This is a genomic window from Candidatus Pelagibacter sp. IMCC9063, assembly GCF_000195085.1.
Taxonomy (GTDB): Bacteria; Pseudomonadota; Alphaproteobacteria; order Pelagibacterales; family Pelagibacteraceae; genus IMCC9063.
The window spans coordinates 619,604-635,815 of sequence record NC_015380.1 but is presented as its reverse complement, the minus strand read 5'-3'; the positions used below and the strand labels follow the sequence as shown (position 1 = coordinate 635,815).

The window sequence follows — 16,212 nt, the reverse complement described above, 5'->3', positions numbered from 1 at the left end:
AAGATATTAGGGTGTGCGTAGGTCCTTGCATTTCTAAAGAGAAATATGAAGTTAAGTTAGATTTTTATAATAAATTTATTTCTAATAACAAAAAATACCACGATCATTTTTCCTTCAAAAGAAACAAAATTTTTTTTGATTTAAGATCTTTTATAATTGACCAAATATTAAAAGCCAGAATACCAAAATCAAATATTTCTCATATTATGAAGGATACCTTCGCAAATAAATCTTTATTTTTTAGCCACAGAAGATCTGTTGCAAAATTAGAGAAGGACTATGGTAGAAACTTATCCATAATCACAAAATCTGATTGAACGAGCTGAACAATAAGTGTATAAAAAAATCTGATGAAAATTGTATCAGGAACTAACAACCCTATTTTAAGCAAAGAAATTTCAAAACACCTTAAGACTAAACTTGTTAATACTAATATTAGAAGGTTTGCCGATTCAGAAGTCTATATTGAAATCAATGAAAATATGAGAGGTTCTGAAGTGTTTGTGATTCAAGGAACTTCTTATCCAGCGAATGACAACATCATGGAACTGCTGGTTTGTATAGATGCGCTAAGAAGAGCTTCTGCAAAAAACATAACTGCTGTCCTGCCCTACTTTGGATACGCAAGACAAGACCGAAAAGTAACACCACGATCACCTATTAGTGCAAAACTTGTTGCAAACTTAATTACAAATGCAGGAGCCAATAGAGTTTTAACTCTTGATCTTCACGCAAATCAAATACAAGGTTTTTTTGATATCCCGGTAGATAATCTTTTTGCGGCTCCTATTTTTGTTAAAGATATTAAAAAAAATATTAAATCTAAAAGCCTAGTGTGTGTAGCTCCAGATGTTGGAGGAGTAGAGAGAGCAAGGGCTTTGGGTAAAAGACTGAATGCAGAACTTGCAATTATAGATAAAAGAAGGTCTGGACCAGGAAAGTCTCAAGTTATGAATGTCATAGGAGAAGTAAAAGGCAAAACTTGCATTATCATAGATGATCTTGTCGATAGCGGAGGTACAATTTGTAATGCAGCTGCGGCTCTGATGGAAAAGGGCGCAAAAGAAGTATATGCCTATGTTGTTCATGCAGTTTTAAGTGGGGATGCGGTTAAAAAAATACAAAAATCAAAAATAAAGCAATTTGTAGTTACAAATTCTATTGATAATAAGCAAAAAACAAAGGGCTCTAAAATCAAGATTATAAGTGTTGCCTCACTGTTAGGAGAGGCTATCAACAGAATATCTGAATCCAAGTCTGTTTCTAAGTTATTTAAATAATATAAAAGACAATATTTGAATAAACAAATCTTGAGTTTATTCCCCCATTGTTATACAACCTGTTTTCTTATGGAAAACAATTTAACCAGTCTCGAAGCTAATATCAGAGAAACAAAAACAAAATCTGATATAAAAAAACTAAGAATTGATGGCTTTGTACCTGGAGTTCTTTATGGGGATGTTGAAACAAATTTTAAATTAGCGGTTAAAAAAAATGCTTTAGAAAAGTTATTAAAAATAGGTAACTTTATGAGCACAGTTATTGACATTAAAGTAGCTGGTAAGGAATACAAAGTTTTGCCGAGGGACATAGAATTTAATAAATTGACCAATCAGCCTATTCATGTAGATTTTCAAAAAATATCTGCTGGAACAAAAGTTGTTGTTTGGATACCAGTAAAATTTATAAATGAGAGTATTTGCCCAGGTTTAAAAATGGGTGGTGTTCTAAATATAGTAAGAAGAAAAGTTGAATTAAATTGTCCAGCAGATCAGATTCCTGCAGAACTAGTTTGCGATCTTGGGGAAAAACAACTTAATGAAAGTATTCATATCTCATCCATCAAACTACCAGAAAATGTAAAGCCAACAATCTTAGATAGAGATTTCACTATTGCAACTGTAGCCGCTCCTACGGTTGTTAAAGAACCTGAACCAGGAGCAACAGCAGCAGATGAGGCAGCGACTGAAGGTGAGGCAGCGGCGGCTGAAGGTACTGATGAAAATAAAGATGCAAAACCAGAAGAAGACAAAGCAAAAGCTCCTGCCGACAAAAAGAAGTAGTAGATGTTCTTATTTGTAGGTCTAGGAAATCCGGATCCCAAACATAAAAACAATCGTCACAATATTGGCTTTATAATTATAGACAGCTTAAACAAAAGATTCAATCTCTCTAAACAAAAACCAAAGTTTAAAGGCCTGCTAACAAATGGTGAAATAAATAATCAAAAATTAATTTTAGTAAAGCCATTAACTTTTATGAACAATTCAGGAACCTGCATCCGAGAAATTCAAGATTACTACAAAATTATTCCAAAAAATGTTTTTGTATTTCATGACGATTTAGATTTAGAAATTGGAAAAATAAGATGCAAAGTTGGAGGTTCGAGTGGTGGGCACAATGGCATTAAATCTATTGAAGATGCCATAGGTCCTAATTTTTATAGAATTAGAGTGGGCATTGGACATCCAGGTGAAAAAAAATTAGTGGATAGTCATGTTCTTAACGATTTTACTGATGAAGAAACTGAAGTTATTGACATATCTGTTCAAAAACTTTTAGATAATGTGCATCTCTTAATTGAAAGAGATCTAGATAACTTTTCGAGCAAAAGTAATATTTAATGAGTTTTAAAGTTGGCATCGTAGGTCTTCCAAATGTTGGTAAGTCAACCATGTTTAATGCTCTTACTAAATCAAAAAATGCAGAGGCTGCAAACTTTCCTTTTTGTACAATAGAACCAAATGTTGGAGTGGTTTCTGTCCCTGATGAGCGTATTGAAAAAATAAGCAAAATTGCAATCTCTAAAAAAACTATACCAACACTTATTACCTTTGTTGATATTGCAGGGTTAGTAGCTGGCGCCTCTAAAGGCGAGGGCCTAGGTAACAAATTTTTATCTCACATTAGAGAGGTGGATGCCATAGTTCATCTTCTACGCTGCTTTGAATCAGATGAAATTCAAAATGTTAACAAAACAGTAGATCCTGTTAGAGATTTTGAAATTATTGAAACAGAATTAATGTTGGCAGATTTAGAATCTTTAGAAAAAAGGATTGGAAAGAAAAATAAAAACGTTGTTGAAAATGAAGATCTTAATAAATTGCTTGAACAAGCTTATGCATTACTAAAAGACGGAAAAAATCCCTATAGCCTAAGGAATGATTTTGACTCTAAAATTATTAATAGCGCTTCTATCTTAACCCTAAAACCAAAAATAATTGTTTGTAACACTGGAGAAGAAAGCATTGAAAGTGGAAATCAATATACAAAATTAATTGAAGAACATTTTAAAGGAGAGCAGATTGTGAATATATCTGCAGAGATTGAACAGCAAATCACGGAGCTTGGAGATTCGGAAGCATCAGAATTTATGAGAGATTTGAATATTCAAGAAACAGGATTGGATCGAGTAATTAGATCAAGCTATAAAGCTCTCGACCTAAGTACCTATTTTACTGCGGGACCAGAAGAAACTCGTGCGTGGACCATTCCTACTGTCTGCAAAGCTCCTGATGCTGCTGAAGTTATACATACCGATTTTAAAAAGGGTTTTATTAAAGTAGAAACTATTGCCTATGAAGACTTTATACAATGTAAAGGAGAATCTGGGGCTAGAGATAAAGGTAAATTAAGAATTGAAGGAAAAGACTACTTGGTCAAAGATGGAGATGTTTTACACTTTAGGTTCAATACGTAACCAAATCTTCTTTTTAATTAAATATACTAAAATAGTTAAAATTAATAAATAAATTACAGATTTAAATCCCAATTCTTTTCTTGCTTCCAAATGGGGTTCGGCTGCCCAAGTAAGAAAACTAACAACATCTTTTGCCATTTGTTCTTGGCTAGCTTTGGTCCCATCAGTATATTCAATAACTCCCTCGCTTAAGGGGCTTGCCATTCGTATTTTGTTACCTGTCATGTATTTATTATAATACACACCCTCTTCTAGCTTGATATTTTCTGGAGTTATTTCTTCATAGCCCATTAATACAGAGTAGATATAATCAGACCCTCCTGGTCTAGCTTTTACTAAAACAGACATGTCCGGTGGATATGCGCCGCCATTAGCAGCTCGGGAAGCATTCTGATTAGGATAAGGACTTACGAACCTATCAGATGGCTTTCCAGATCTTTGGAACATTTCTCCATCATTGTTTGGGCCGTCTGTAACTTCAAATTGTGAGGCAACAGCTTTTACCTCTTCTACTGTAAACTCTGGACCACCTTCTTCTGCCAAATTTCTATAGCTCAACAGACTCATTGAGTGACAAGAGGCACAGACTTCTTTGTAGACTTGATAACCTCTTTGAAGGGAAGCTCTATCAAATTTACCAAAAAAACCATCGAACGACCAGTTAGGCTTTAAAAGCTGAACGTTAGATTCTTTAGAAAAAGAAACATCTGTAGTTAAAACGAAAATTGCAATAAAAGCAATTGACTTAAATTTTAAGTAAAATAATTTCATAACCTATTTATTGAATAATTTAATAGTCTTTATCTTTCCCTGCCTCTTCCACTCTTCAAACTCATGAATACTGTCTGGCATTGGCAACGGTTTTTCAATTAGGGAAACAAGGGGTGCTAATATTAAAAAGAATGCAAACCAAAAAGCAGTTCCTATTCTTCCTATAACTAAATAAATTCCATCTGCTGGCGCTCCCCCAATATACATAAGGACAAAAAAATCTAGAACAAACAAAAATACACACTGTTTCCATATGGGTCTAAAAACACTAGATCTAACTTTGCTAAAATCTAACCATGGTAATAATCCTAGTATTGCAATGCTACTCACCATCGCAATAACTCCCATCAGCTTGTCAGGTATACTTCTTAAAATTGCATAAAAAGGTAGAAAATACCATTCTGGTACAATGTGGGCTGGAGTCACCAATGGATTGGCGGGTATATAATTATCTGGATGGCCTAAATAATTTGGTGCGTACATCATGACTGCAACAAATATTAATAAAAACACTAGCATTCCAACTAGATCCTTGCTCGTCGTAAATGGAGAAAAAGAAACGGTATCTCTTGTGTCCTTCGGTTCTATTCCTGATGGATTGTTAGAACCAACAATGTGAAGAGCAATTACATGAAAGACAACTATACCAACTATTAAAAATGCGATTAACCAATGTAGCACATAAAATCTATTTAATGCAGCGTCTCCAACAGAGTAGTCTCCCCATAACCACGTGACTACTGACTCACCTACCAGAGGAATTGCGGAGAAAAGGTTTGTTATAACGGTAGCCCCCCAATAACTCATTTGTCCCCACGGCAAAGTATATCCAAGAAAAGCTGTCGCCATCATTAAAAAAAATATGACAATTCCAATTAACCACATTAGCTGGCGTGGCTCTTTATAAGATCCGTAGTACAATCCTCTAAAAATATGAAGATACAAAGCGATAAAGACAAAGGAAGCTAGGTTCATGTGGGCATAACGAATTAGCCATCCGAAATTTACATCTCTCATTATCTTTTCTACAGAATCAAAGGCATATTTTGCATCGGGCTTATAATGCATTCCCAAACTTAAACCCGTCACTATCAAAAGTATTAAACAAATCGTTAGAATGCCACCGAAACTCCAAAAATAACTCAAGGATTTTGGAACTTGGAAATCTAAATATTCGTGTTTAAACATTCTAATGATAGGAAGTCTATTGTCTATCCAGCCTGTAACACCAGTATAGGGTGAACCACCAACTTTGTTCGTATGAACCGGCTTGTATTGTTGATTCGGTTTTTCAGAGCTCATTAAAAAAGTATTAACCTATTTTTATCTTATTGTTACTAACAAATTCGTATTTAGGAATTTCTAAATTGGTCGGAGCGGGGCCTTTTCTAATTCTTCCTGAGGTATCGTAATGCGATCCATGGCATGGACAGAACCATCCATCATACTCTCCTTTGCCTCCAATAGGAACACACCCAAGGTGCGTGCACACCCCAACAACAACTAACCACTCTGACTTTTTAACTCTATCTTTATCTTCTTGAGGATCCATTAAATCCTTCATACTTGTTTGTTCAGCTTTTTGAATTTCCTCTTTGGTTCTTCTCTTAATAAATACTGGCTTTCCTCTCCAAAGGACTGTTATTTCTTTACCCTCTTGTATATTTGAAATATCAACTTCTATAGAGGCGAGTGCCTTCACAGAAGAGTCCGGATTCATTTGAGATATAATAGGCAGCACAGCAGCCCCTACTCCCACCGCCCCAACAGTTGCGGTTACAGTTGTTAAAAAATCTCTTCTTGTAGACTTATCTTTATTGTTATTATTGCTCATTTTTAAATAGTATAATTCATGTATATATGAAAAATTAACAATATAGTTCTACAGCCACGATGACGCATAATAACAAAAATAATGATTAATATTGCTCTTTATCAACCAGATATACCACAAAATACTGCTGCGATCATCCGAATCTGCGCTTGTTTTGATATCAATCTAGAAATTATAAAACCGTGTGGCTATTTTTTTGACAAAAAAAAACTAGATAGAATTTATTTAGATTATTTGGATATTTGCAACCTACGATTTTATGAATCGTATGATGATTTTTTTTCAAAAAAAAAGGATACTAGGTTAATTTTATTAACAACCAAATCTGATAGCAATTATACAAAATTTTTATATAAAAAAAACGATACGTTGGTTTTTGGAAAAGAAAGTGCTGGAGTTCCAGAGGAAATACATAATAGTATTCAAAATAAACTTACAATAAAAATGAATAAAAAAACAAGATCATTTAATATAGCGTCATCTGTTGCAATTGTAGCCTCAGAAGCTTTAAGGCAAATTAATTTATAAAAATGAACTCTATTCATTTAAGAAAAAAAAATACCTCCAAATGGTTTAGGGACTTGAGAAATTTAATTTGCAAAGATTTTGAATATTTTGAAAATAACAATTCAAAAAAGAAAGTGAAATTTACTAGGTCTAAATGGAATAAATCTAAGACCAAATCCGAGGGTGGGGGGGAAATATCAATACTCAGAAATGGAAAAATTTTTGAAAAAGTGGGTGTTAATATTTCTGCAGTTAATGGTCGCTTTGATAAAAATTTTAAAAACAGAATTCCAGGAACTAAAAAAAGTTCTAAATTTTGGGCGTCGGGAATTTCGGTTGTTGCCCATTTTCAAAATCCCAAAATACCTTCTTTACATTTTAATACTCGTTACATTATTACATCTAAAGAATGGTTTGGGGGAGGTATGGATGTTACACCATGCATAAAAGACGATAAGCAAAAAAAATATTTTCATCAAGAATTAAAAAAAATGTGCTCCAATCATAATAAGAATTATTACAAACTTCATAAACTAAATTGTGACAAATACTTTTTTTTACCTCACAGAAATGAGCCTAGAGGTGACGGTGGAATTTTTTACGATTATCTAAATTCTGACTGGGAAAAAGATTTTCTATATACAAAAGATGTAGGTGAGGTTTTTTTAAAAATAGCCAAGAATATTATTAAAAAGAAAATGAAACAAAAATGGACAAAGAAAGACAGGAAAAAACAGCTTGTAAAAAGAGCAAGATACGCAGAATTTAATTTGTTGCACGACCGTGGCACAAAATTTGGTTTGTCTACGGGTGGAAACATTGAGGCTATATTTATGTCTTTACCGCCTCTAGCTTCGTGGTAATAATTAGATACAATGGAAAAAGAACCTATTACCATACAAGGACTTGAAAAGATTAAGTCTGAACTTGATGACAGAAAGCACACGACTAGATCTAAAATAGTTATGGCAATTTCAGAAGCAAGATCTCACGGAGATTTAAAAGAAAATGCTGAGTATCATGCTGCAAAAGAAGAGCAAGGTTTAAATGAAAAAAGAATTCAAGAATTAGAAACTTCGATTGCTATGGCTGAAGTCATAGATATTAGAAAAATTCCAAATGATAATAAGGTTATTTTTTCCAGTACAATCATAGTCAAAGATTTAGATGGTGATAAAAAAAATACCTACAAGATAGTTGGTAGAGATGAGGCCGATGTAAAAAATGGTCTAATCTATTACAAGTCTCCTCTTGGTCGTGGCTTTATAGGAAAAAATAAAGAAGATTTTGTTGTTATAGAAACCCCTTCTGGTGAGAAAAACTTTGAAATTTTGGATGTTAAATATATTTAATTATTTTGAGAATTTTTTATTCCACTCTTAACCATTTAAATTCGCAATGCTGTTAAAGTCTGGATAAATGTATGAAAAAAAATCCTTAATCAGTAAGTTTTTTTCAATTTTTAACTTTGGATTGATTATAATTATTTTTTTTAATTCAGTTTTTAATCTATTTTGGGATAAATTTTTAATATTATTTTTATTTTCAAAAATCTGCTCCAAGACATAAGGATCATGTTCGTAATTAGAGTAGGAATAAAAAAACCTCAAATATCTTAAGGCCCTGACATAATCTTCATTAATACTAGTTTTGGCATTTTTTATAAATTTAATTTTACCATTTATTAAATCTTCTTTCCCATTATGTGGATCGAATAATTGGAAACTTTCGTTGCTTTTTGTATTTAATTCACAATAAATAGCATTTATTGTGAAATCTCTTCGTTGAGAATCCAGCTTCCAATCTTTGGTAAATTCTATTTTAGCATATCTTCCATCCTGCAAGAAATCTTTTCTAAGAGTCGTAATTTCAAATAAATAATTATTAATATAGGCAGTTACAACTCCAAAATTAATTGCTTTAATATTAATTTTAATGTTTTCATTTTCTAATATCTTAACAATTTTTTGAGGTGGGAAACTGGTTGCTAAGTCTATGTCTTTTATTTTATGACCTAAAATTAAATCGCGCACACATCCACCGACAAACTTTGTGGGAGTATTTTCTTCGCTACCCAATGGATTTAGGAGTTTGTAAATTTTAACTGCTTCTGGAATGTTGCTTATAATATTTAGCATACAAAATGGCTGGGGCTCCAGGGATCGAACCTGGGATGGCGGTATCAAAAACCGCTGCCTTACCGCTTGGCTAAGCCCCAATATATCTAGTTATGTAATTGTTTTCGTCTTTGCTGTCCAATAACTTCTGTAATGGGTTTTAACCAATTTTTCACATTTTAAAAGGGTTTTTTTACTCTTGAAAATAGCAAAACAACAAGACCCGCTACCTGTCATTTGCACAAAATCACATATTTTTTGTTTTTTTAAATATTCAATTATATATCCTATTCTAGGATTAATTTTTTTGGCAGTATGCACAAGATCATTGTTTGCAGTATGAAAATATTCATGAATATTTTTTTTAATTGTTTGTTGAGTTTTTTTAATACTAAATGTTTTGCTAAATGATTTATTTTTTTGATAAATAATTTTTGTAAAATTAGGTTTATTTGGATAGATCAATAAAACGTTCAACCTAAATTTGTGTTTAAAAATATTTATTCTCTCACCATAATGTGAAATAAATTTAGGATATTTATTTAAAAATATACTAGAATCGAATCCTATTTTATTTAGAATTTCTAATAAATTTTTTTTTTTAACATTTAAATTAAATTTTTTTATCAGAAATAATAGTACAGTAACAGCATTGGACGACCCCCCGCCCAGTCCAGATCCTACGGGAATATTTTTTTTCACCTTAATAATAAAATTTTTATTTCTTATTTTTTCATTAATATTTTGCAATGATGATAAGGCGGTAACTATTGAATTATCATGTGAAGTTATTGTTTTAGAAAATTTTCCCAAAAAAGTTATTTTTGTTTTTTTAGCCAAGGTTTCGTTAATAGTAATTTCGTCATATAGACCAATCAATGAAATAAGGCTTTCAATTAAATGGTATTTATTTGGCACTTTTTTAAGAACTCTGAGATGAAGATTTATTTTAGCAGGAGATTTTAGTGTGGTTTTTTTAATTAATGCCATTTAATATTTTTTCTTTTATTTTAACCTTTCTGTCTTTTTCAAGAGACTGCAATTTAAGGGCATTGCTCCAGACATACTTTGCTTGTATTTTTTTATTATTCTTCCAGAGTACATCTCCATAATGATCATAAACTTCGGCTTCATTGGGGGCTTTCGTATAAGCCAATTCCAATAACGACTCTGCTTTTTCAAAATTATTTAGTAAATAATGAGCCCAACCCAAAGAGTCTATTACATATCCATGCTCCCATTTACTTACATCAACAGCTTCTTCTAATAGTTGAAGCGCCTTGTTATAATAAATACCTCTTTCCAGCCAGCTGTATGCCATATAATTCATTACACGATATTCTTTTGGTGACTGCTTTAAAGCTAAGATAAAATCCTTATCTGCAAGAGACCATTGCTTCAAGCGTTCCTTGCAAATACCTCTTGAGTAATAAAACCTCCAATCCAAATCTTTTTGACTTGCATACTTTTCTGCTTGATCGTAATAACTAATGGCTTGGTTATAATCCTTGATTGATCGGTAGTAGTCTCCCATATTCATTAACTTAGAAAAATGAAAGTACTTATTTTCAGACAAGTATTTTATTAAATTTTTAAGTACAGGCTCATTTTTTTCTGTCAAATTGTTCTTATCAAAGGATAATTTATTAAAATTTACATACCAATAAAATTCTCCACCCAAATTAGAAATGCTTTGAGAAAGCTTTTCATCAAAGCCTAAGCTCTGCTTTGAAATAAGCTGATTTTCAAAAATTAACAATTTGTTTGAAATAAAAGATGGGTTTAAATAATTAGATAAAGAAAAAAATAATTTAGACAGGTTTGTTCGATCCTGCTGTTGAAATAAATTTGAAAATAAATACAAAAGTTCAGAAATTCCATGGTTAATATTTACCGATTCATAAAAACCTTTGAAAAAAGACAAATTGTTGTCTGTTAAGGCCATATAACTCTGCTTGGTTAATAAATTATTGGGATTAATTTTTAATTGATTTTCAATTACTCGCTTAGCTTCATCAATTTTATTTTTTTCTACAAGATAAATGACATGAAAAAAATGATAACGGCCTAACTGGTTTTTGCTTAGAATTTCTTTACTTGCTTTTAAATACAAGTCATTGTTTTGAACATGCCCATACAGAAGTAAGCTTTGAATTAGCTTTATATTTGGAAATGATGTCTCAAAACTATTAATTTTTTTTTCTTGATCAGTTTCATTGGATAGTGACACATTAAGCCATAACTGGACATAGTTCTTCAGCTCTTTAAATAAAACATTATTTGTTTTAATTGATTTAAATTTTTTTTTAGCGAGAAAATAATTTCTATTATTAATTAAATGAACACCTTCTATAAATTGAAATAAAAAAGTTTCTTTTTGAGAAGGATCGAGTCTAGCAATCAATTTATTGGCGCTGTCTATTTTTCCATCAGCAACCAGAGAAAAGATGTATTGTGAATTATAGTCTGCATGCACTGCAGAAAGTGATTGAGCTTTAGAAAAGTGTTTATTAGCCTCGCTAAATTTGTCACTATTTAGCATTATCGATCCTTTTAAGTAGGACGAAATTTTATCATTCGTTATATACCCACTTGTAGCAGAATATATTGATGCATTAAGAGAAGTAGGGTTAAATACAATACAAATTATTAAAAATATGAATAAATTATTTAATCTATAAGTCATGTCTACCAAAAATTCAAAAAACTACTCTAACGAAAGTGTTAAAGAATATTACCACTCAACAGGACTGTATGACAGTATAATTTATAAAAAAAATACAACCAATCAAAACCTATCAAAAGAGGAGGTAATTGAAAGCCTTCTACTCAAAAATAAAAAGCTTTCTAATAAAGTTACTGGAACTAATAAAAAAATTATTTTATCAAATAAAAATTACAAATCTAAAATCATGGTTTTGGGGGACATGCCTAGCCAGAAAGATATAGATAATAATGAATTATTTTCTGACGATTCTGGAGAACTTCTTACAAAAATGTTAGGTGCAATTTCTATTGATTCCAGTCAAGTATATTTAGCAAATATCATTCCTTTTTACTTAACAAAAGAAGAAGGTAAAAATATAAAAAAATATAATTCTCTTTTGAGAAAAATTGTACATGAGCATATTTCTACCATTAACCCTGGAACGATATTGTTGCTTGGCTCATTCGCTCTACAAACTTTATTTGGAGAAGAGTATTCTATTGCAAAAAATCGTGGCCAGTGGCTTTCTTACTCTGCTGCAAATAATTCTATTAACATCATTCCTTCGTTTCATCCTACTTTTTTACTTAAACAACCAAGTCAAAAGAAAAAATCCTGGGAAGATTTGCAGAAGCTTCAAAAAAAATTAAATAATGCTTAATTTTAAAAGAGAGCTTCAAATTTCTAACAATATTATAGGAGTAGATGAAGTTGGGAGAGGTCCATTGGCTGGTCCTGTGGTTGCCGCAGCTGTAATACTTAACCCAGATATTTGCTTAAAAGAAATTAACGATTCAAAAAAAATTTCAAAGAAAAAAAGAAATAATGTATTTTTTAAAATAATAAATCATTCAAAATTTGCGATAGGGTTTTCTAGTGTTGAAGAAATTGAAAAATATAACATTTTACAAGCATCTTTAACGGCAATGAAAAGAGCTGTGACTAGTTTGGGTACATTGAAATCAACTATATTGGTAGATGGTATTCATAGCTTTGATAAGAAAAATAAAAAAATTCTAACATTTGTAAAAGGAGATGAGCAATTTCCATCTATTGCAGCAGCATCAATTTTGGCAAAAGTGCTCAGAGATAACTATATGTGCATTCTTGCAAAAAAATACAAAGGGTATGGATGGGAAAAAAACTCAGGATACGGAACTTCAGAACACATGGGGGCCATGAAAAAATTTGGTCTTACACCACTTCATAGAAAAAATTTTGCACCTGTCCACAAGATGTTGTTAAATAAATAAAAAAGACACTAATTGTACCCATTAGCAAATTGACTTTATTTGGACTTTGGAGTCTATTCTACTTATAGTTGAATATGAAAAACTCTAAAAATCCATACAAAAACAAGATTCTTCAAGGAAATTCTATTGAAATCCTCAAAAAAATTCCAGATGAAACTTTTGATTTAGTTTTTGCAGACCCTCCGTACAATCTCCAGTTAGATAAAAGCCTTGAAAGACCTGATAACAGCAAAGTAGATGCTGTGGACGATCAATGGGATCAGTTTTCATCCTTCAAAGCTTACGACCTATTTACCAATCAGTGGCTAAGAGAATGCAGAAGAGTATTAAAAAAAAATGGAACTATCTGGGTCATAGGAAGTTATCATAATATTTTTAGGGTGGGGAAAGAAATTCAGGATTTAAACTTTTGGATTTTAAATGATGTAGTTTGGAATAAAAGAAACCCAATGCCAAATTTTAAAGGAACACGTTTTACTAATGCCCATGAAACATTAATTTGGGCAGCAAAAGAACAAAAGTCAAAATATACTTTTAATTACAATTCTTTAAAATGTTTTAATGACGATAAGCAACTTCGTTCTGATTGGGAATTGGCTATATGCAGTGGAAATGAAAGGTGTAAAAAAAACGGAACTAAAGCACATAGTACTCAAAAACCTGAAGCATTGCTCTACCGTGTAATACTCTCCACAACAAATAAAGATGATTTAATTTTAGATCCTTTTTTTGGCACTGGAACTACAGGCGCTGTAGCGAAGAAATTGGGAAGAAATTTTTTAGGAATAGAAAAAGAAAAAAAATACATTGAAGTAGCTAAAAAAAGAATTGATAAAATTAGACCTATAGAAGATGAGTACCTAAAAACAATTCAAAAAAAGCGGAACGAAAAAAGAATTCCTTTTGGAATGCTAGTTGAAAGTGGAATTATAGAACCTGGTATTAGTCTCTATGATAACAAAAAAAATACACAGCAAAAGTTATGGCCGATGGAAGCATCGGCTGTAAAAATATTACTGGTTCCATTCATAAAGTGGGGGCAGAATTGGAAGGCGCACCATCATGTAACGGCTGGTCTTACTGGCATTTTAATATTGAAGGAAAGCTTCAACCAATCGATTTATTGAGACAGAAAATTAGATCAAAAGCTAATTTTTAAATTTGTAATTATAAATTTTTCCAAAATAAAATTTACTTAACATTGGGTACTTGCAAATAATTTTAATTAAAATATTTCTCACTGTCTTTAAAAAAGAATTGCTTAAGTGATAAATAAATAAATTTCTGTAGGATTTGGATGAAATCATTTCTACCCTGCTAGCTCTAATAGATTTAAAATGGCTAATGTTTAAAATGTTTTTTTCAAACATTTGAGCAAGGCAAAAAGAGTCTTCTATAGCTTGGGCTGCACCCTGCGCTTGAAAGGGAGGCATAGCATGAGAGGCATCCCCTATTATAAAAACCTGGTCTTGTCCGAAGTTAATGGTTGGACGATGGTAAATGGGCCATTTATAAACATTACTTGCAGAAGAAATTATTTTCTTTATTTCGTCATTTGCATTGTTAGAGATGCTCAAAAGCTCTTCCGAACTAGAAGCGGAGCTGTAATCAGCAGATAAAGAATTGGAATTACTTGCAAATATTGAAGTAAAACTAAAATCACCACTTTTGTTAATAGGATAAAAAACAAAATGCTTATTGTTTCCTAAAAAAAGATCAACATTTGTAGTTCTGCCTGAGTCGTACCCCTTAATAACGCCACGATAAGCTAGTGCATTTATTTTTTTTAATGAGCTCTCCCATACCTTATTTCCAAATTTTGAAAAAATACCATCCGCAACTATGATAACATCAAACTTTTCATCTAATTTATTTGCACAATGAATTGTATTGTTTTGTATTGAAATAACCTCTTCATAACATACTTCTATTTTTTCCTTCAACTCACTTAATAAAAAAGTAATTAGATAGTTTCTATCCAGGGAAACATATTCTTCTTTATCGTTGTTAAAATAGTTTATATTTAGTTCAGCAATTTTGTTTTTGTTTTCATACTGAAAAATATTTACTTTGTGCACTTCGCTGAACTGCCCTGCATCTATCTGGTTGAAGTTAATTTTATTCAAAATTCTTCTTGCATTATTAGAAATCTGAATGCCTGTTACAGGCCTGATGATGAATTCTTTTTTTTCGAAAATTTTTATTTTAAATTTACTGCTATCTTTTAAAAAGTTAGCAAAAACTAATCCTCCAATTCCTCCACCAATAATTCCAATTGTAATTTTATTTTTCATGATTGCTAGATACTTGTAAAAGTTTTTTAGCTAAAGTGGAAATAGTAAATTTTTTAATATCTTTCTGCCCCAACCAAAAATACTTTGTTTTATTAAAAATAACATTACTCAATGAAATAACTTTTATATGCATTAAAAAATTAGACATTTTATACTTCACCAAAGGTACCGATGATGAGCCGATCAGGGCTTTTTTAAAAACTTTATTTATAGTAACATTATGCTTGTTGGTAGCAACTTCCACCAAGGGTAAGTTCACAAGTCCTTGAAGAAAATTAAATTTTTTATTGAATGAAAATAAAATTTTGTTGTTTTTGGTAATAAAAAAAGCATTAAAATATTTTATTTGATAAGATTTTTTTTTAGCCCGATCCTTAAATGTATTTTTTTTAAAAGATATGCAATGTGATTTAATTGGACATTTTGTGCAACCTGGTCTTATAGGAAGACACAATAATGCGCCCAACTCCATAATTCCTTGCATTAATTCACTAGAACCCTTTTTTACCTTCATTGAGTTTAATTTTTTTTCAATACTAAGAAGCAATTTTTTATTGTGCTTCAAATTAAAAACTCTAGAAATAACCCTTTTTACATTCCCATCTATTCCAATAAAAGGTTGGTCTTTTGCTATTGAAAGAATAGCGGACGCTGTGTAATCCCCTATCCCTGGCAAATTCTTTAGATCTAAAAAAGAATCTGGCAGCTTGCCATTATGTTTTTGGAGCACTAATTTTGCAGTTTGGTGTAAATTTCTCGCTCTACGATAATAACCAAGGCCCTCCCATAACTTCAGCACACTCGTAATACGAGATTTTGAAAGAGCCCTAATAGTTCTAAATTTTTTATAGAACTTATTAAAATAGGGTACGACTGTGGATACTTTGGTTTGTTGAAGCATAAACTCGCTCAACAACACCTTATAATCCCTATCTGAACTGCTAGTATAGCTTCTCCAAGGTAGGCTTCTTTGGTGTTTTTTATACCAAGTGATAATTTTTTTTGATATTGTTTGGCCCATATCCATTC

General features: G+C 31.5%; 18 protein-coding genes, 1 tRNA gene and 1 pseudogene. 11 read left to right on the top strand and 9 right to left on the bottom strand.

What is annotated here, in order from left to right; translation table 11 throughout:
• The first annotated feature begins 11 nt into the window (after positions 1–11).
• The 5 genes from SAR11G3_RS07680 to ychF all read left to right on the top strand — a co-directional run bounded on the left by SAR11G3_RS07680 (position 12) and on the right by ychF (position 3,700).
• Entirely contained in the window at positions 12–317 is a 306-nt protein-coding gene (locus SAR11G3_RS07680; RefSeq protein WP_013695361.1) for a laccase domain-containing protein, read from the top strand.
• 33 nt (positions 318–350) lie between these two features.
• Positions 351–1,280 (top strand): ribose-phosphate pyrophosphokinase, encoded by a 930-nt coding sequence (locus SAR11G3_RS03370; protein ID WP_013695360.1) that lies wholly within the window; start codon positions 351–353, stop codon positions 1,278–1,280.
• Between the two features lie 69 nt (positions 1,281–1,349).
• Positions 1,350–2,063 (top strand): 50S ribosomal protein L25/general stress protein Ctc, encoded by a 714-nt coding sequence (locus SAR11G3_RS03365; RefSeq protein ID WP_013695359.1) that lies wholly within the window; start codon positions 1,350–1,352, stop codon positions 2,061–2,063.
• Between the two features lie 3 nt (positions 2,064–2,066).
• Positions 2,067–2,624: an aminoacyl-tRNA hydrolase gene (pth, locus tag SAR11G3_RS03360; RefSeq protein WP_013695358.1), complete on the top strand. Its 558-nt coding sequence runs from the start codon at positions 2,067–2,069 to the stop codon at positions 2,622–2,624.
• The gene (gene ychF / locus SAR11G3_RS03355; protein WP_041862352.1) at positions 2,624–3,700 is read left to right on the top strand and encodes a redox-regulated ATPase YchF; all 1,077 of its coding nucleotides are present in this window, start codon (positions 2,624–2,626) and stop codon (positions 3,698–3,700) included. The genes pth and ychF overlap by 1 nt, the downstream gene beginning before the upstream one ends.
• Here ychF and SAR11G3_RS03350 read toward each other — a convergent pair.
• The 3 genes from SAR11G3_RS03350 to petA are packed head-to-tail and all read right to left on the bottom strand — an operon-like array spanning position 3,677 to position 6,305.
• Entirely contained in the window at positions 3,677–4,471 is a 795-nt protein-coding gene (locus tag SAR11G3_RS03350) for a cytochrome c1 (protein WP_013695356.1), read from the bottom strand. The two genes, ychF and SAR11G3_RS03350, sit on opposite strands and share 24 nt — an antisense overlap.
• A 3-nt stretch (positions 4,472–4,474) precedes the next feature.
• Complete coding sequence (locus tag SAR11G3_RS03345) at positions 4,475–5,773, bottom strand: cytochrome b (protein WP_013695355.1); 1,299 nt, start codon at positions 5,771–5,773, stop codon at positions 4,475–4,477.
• A gap of 10 nt (positions 5,774–5,783) precedes the next feature.
• Positions 5,784–6,305: a ubiquinol-cytochrome c reductase iron-sulfur subunit gene (gene petA, locus SAR11G3_RS03340; protein WP_013695354.1), complete on the bottom strand. Its 522-nt coding sequence runs from the start codon at positions 6,303–6,305 to the stop codon at positions 5,784–5,786.
• Between the two features lie 81 nt (positions 6,306–6,386).
• Between petA and SAR11G3_RS03335 the strand changes: the two genes are divergently transcribed.
• Genes SAR11G3_RS03335 through greA form a run of 3 tightly spaced genes read left to right on the top strand, consistent with a single transcriptional unit; the run spans position 6,387 to position 8,164 of the window.
• Positions 6,387–6,833, top strand: a complete 447-nt coding sequence (locus tag SAR11G3_RS03335) for a tRNA (cytidine(34)-2'-O)-methyltransferase (RefSeq protein ID WP_013695353.1) — start codon at positions 6,387–6,389, stop codon at positions 6,831–6,833.
• A gap of 2 nt (positions 6,834–6,835) precedes the next feature.
• The gene (gene hemF / locus SAR11G3_RS03330) at positions 6,836–7,675 is read left to right on the top strand and encodes an oxygen-dependent coproporphyrinogen oxidase (protein ID WP_013695352.1); all 840 of its coding nucleotides are present in this window, start codon (positions 6,836–6,838) and stop codon (positions 7,673–7,675) included.
• Positions 7,676–7,687: 12 nt separating this feature from the next.
• Complete coding sequence (greA, locus tag SAR11G3_RS03325; RefSeq protein WP_013695351.1) at positions 7,688–8,164, top strand: transcription elongation factor GreA; 477 nt, start codon at positions 7,688–7,690, stop codon at positions 8,162–8,164.
• 27 nt (positions 8,165–8,191) lie between these two features.
• On the opposite strand, the gene SAR11G3_RS07155 is transcribed toward greA, so the two are convergent.
• From SAR11G3_RS07155 to SAR11G3_RS03305, 4 genes are all read right to left on the bottom strand, one after another.
• The gene (locus SAR11G3_RS07155; protein ID WP_013695350.1) at positions 8,192–8,950 is read right to left on the bottom strand and encodes a CCA tRNA nucleotidyltransferase; all 759 of its coding nucleotides are present in this window, start codon (positions 8,948–8,950) and stop codon (positions 8,192–8,194) included.
• Between the two features lie 6 nt (positions 8,951–8,956).
• A tRNA-Gln gene (locus SAR11G3_RS03315) sits at positions 8,957–9,030 on the bottom strand.
• Between the two features lie 10 nt (positions 9,031–9,040).
• Positions 9,041–9,919, bottom strand: coding sequence for a 4-(cytidine 5'-diphospho)-2-C-methyl-D-erythritol kinase (locus SAR11G3_RS03310; protein ID WP_013695349.1), 879 nt, complete (start codon positions 9,917–9,919; stop codon positions 9,041–9,043).
• Positions 9,906–11,471: a tetratricopeptide repeat protein gene (locus SAR11G3_RS03305; protein WP_013695348.1), complete on the bottom strand. Its 1,566-nt coding sequence runs from the start codon at positions 11,469–11,471 to the stop codon at positions 9,906–9,908. Before SAR11G3_RS03305 ends, SAR11G3_RS03310 begins: the two co-directional genes overlap by 14 nt.
• A gap of 142 nt (positions 11,472–11,613) precedes the next feature.
• On the opposite strand from SAR11G3_RS03305, the gene SAR11G3_RS03300 reads away from it, so the two are divergent.
• The 3 genes and pseudogenes from SAR11G3_RS03300 (at position 11,614) to SAR11G3_RS07890 (ending at position 14,048) form a co-directional block, all read left to right on the top strand.
• Positions 11,614–12,297, top strand: coding sequence for a uracil-DNA glycosylase (locus SAR11G3_RS03300; RefSeq protein WP_013695347.1), 684 nt, complete (start codon positions 11,614–11,616; stop codon positions 12,295–12,297).
• Positions 12,290–12,889: a ribonuclease HII gene (locus tag SAR11G3_RS03295; protein WP_013695346.1), complete on the top strand. Its 600-nt coding sequence runs from the start codon at positions 12,290–12,292 to the stop codon at positions 12,887–12,889. The genes SAR11G3_RS03300 and SAR11G3_RS03295 overlap by 8 nt, the downstream gene beginning before the upstream one ends.
• A 74-nt stretch (positions 12,890–12,963) precedes the next feature.
• Positions 12,964–14,048 (top strand): annotated as a pseudogene (locus SAR11G3_RS07890) (site-specific DNA-methyltransferase).
• Here the strand turns inward: SAR11G3_RS07890 and SAR11G3_RS03285 are convergent.
• Positions 14,038–15,183 carry an FAD-dependent monooxygenase gene (locus SAR11G3_RS03285; protein ID WP_013695344.1) on the bottom strand — a complete coding sequence of 382 codons (1,146 nt, stop codon included), beginning with the start codon at positions 15,181–15,183 and terminating at the stop codon, positions 14,038–14,040. The pseudogene SAR11G3_RS07890 and the gene SAR11G3_RS03285 sit on opposite strands and share 11 nt — an antisense overlap.
• Positions 15,173–16,210 carry an A/G-specific adenine glycosylase gene (locus SAR11G3_RS03280; RefSeq protein ID WP_013695343.1) on the bottom strand — a complete coding sequence of 346 codons (1,038 nt, stop codon included), beginning with the start codon at positions 16,208–16,210 and terminating at the stop codon, positions 15,173–15,175. Before SAR11G3_RS03280 ends, SAR11G3_RS03285 begins: the two co-directional genes overlap by 11 nt.
• Between the last annotated feature and the right edge of the window lie 2 nt (positions 16,211–16,212).